Genomic DNA, 876 nt, shown 5'->3' on the forward strand with positions numbered 1-876 from the left:
CCCCAGACCTGCTGCGCCCAACGTAGGAACGGTTATTCCCACCAGGAAGCCCGTCCCTCCTTCCCCCAAGAGGCCACCCATGACTTCTGGACGTTTCGCCCCCCTGGCGGCTGTCGCCACCGTCGTCGTGTCCGGCTCCCTCCTGCTGCTCGCGCCCGCCGCCTGCGACAGCAATGCGACGGTGGACTGCGGCGACGCGTGCGCCCCGGTGGAGGGCACCTATCCGCTGGCGTTCCAGGATGACGCGGGCCTGCCCGCCGAGTGCGTGAACCTGAACGTGCAGGCCCTGGCGGACGGCGAGCCGCTGGCCATCCAGCGCACAGACGGCGGCATCCTCACGGGGTCGCTGAAGGGGGTGGCGCTGACGGGCCAGGTGTACGCGTCGGGCTTCCTGACCCTGACCGGTACGCCGCCGCCCAGCAGCGACGGTGGGGTGAGCACCTTCTTCAGCCTCACCGCGACCATCACCGGGAGCCCCGAGGACGGCGGCGGTGGCAGCCTGTCCGGGAACTTCACCGGCAACTACTCGCGCATCCAGGGGACCAGCGCCCTGAGATGCAACGTGACACGCCCCTTCACGGCGACCCGGCAGTAAAGCCAGGGCCGCCGGGAGCGGCGCCAGGGCGAGAACTACTTCTTCTTGCCTTCGGCGGCGGCCTTGGCGGCTTCCTTCTGCTTCTTGATCCGCTTCTTCCAGTGCTGACGGATCTTCATCTGCACGCGGCGGTGCTTGCTCTTGCTGTTGGCCATGTGGGTGGCTCCTGGTCTCCGGAATGGAGCAAAGGGGGGCTTACCTATCAGAAGCCTACGGGCTCCCGGAAGAGGAACCCTCGGGGTCCTCTGGGGTGGGGGCCGCTCCCGCCCCCGGCGCGGGCC

General features: G+C 69.2%; 2 protein-coding genes. One reads left to right on the forward strand and one right to left on the reverse strand.

The genetic code is table 11. The features are described from left to right. Positions 1–79: 79 nt before the first annotated feature. Positions 80–595: a hypothetical protein gene (locus D7W79_RS42340; RefSeq protein WP_147442369.1), complete on the forward strand. Its 516-nt coding sequence runs from the start codon at positions 80–82 to the stop codon at positions 593–595. Between the two features lie 35 nt (positions 596–630). Here the strand turns inward: D7W79_RS42340 and D7W79_RS42345 are convergent, their stop codons facing one another. Then, entirely contained in the window at positions 631–750 is a 120-nt protein-coding gene (locus tag D7W79_RS42345) for an aminopeptidase (RefSeq protein WP_120203757.1), read from the reverse strand. Between the last annotated feature and the right edge of the window lie 126 nt (positions 751–876).

The sequence above is a fragment of the Corallococcus exercitus genome (assembly GCF_003611585.1).
GTDB classification, from domain to species: domain Bacteria; phylum Myxococcota; class Myxococcia; order Myxococcales; family Myxococcaceae; genus Corallococcus; species Corallococcus exercitus.

What these genes read in the sequence shown, in the direction of transcription:
- D7W79_RS42340 (WP_147442369.1), top strand. Translation starts at nt 80, where the DNA reads ATGACTTCTGGACGTTTCGCCCCCCTGGCGGCTGTCGCCACCGTCGTC.
- D7W79_RS42345 (WP_120203757.1), bottom strand. Translation starts at nt 750, where the DNA reads ATGGCCAACAGCAAGAGCAAGCACCGCCGCGTGCAGATGAAGATCCGT.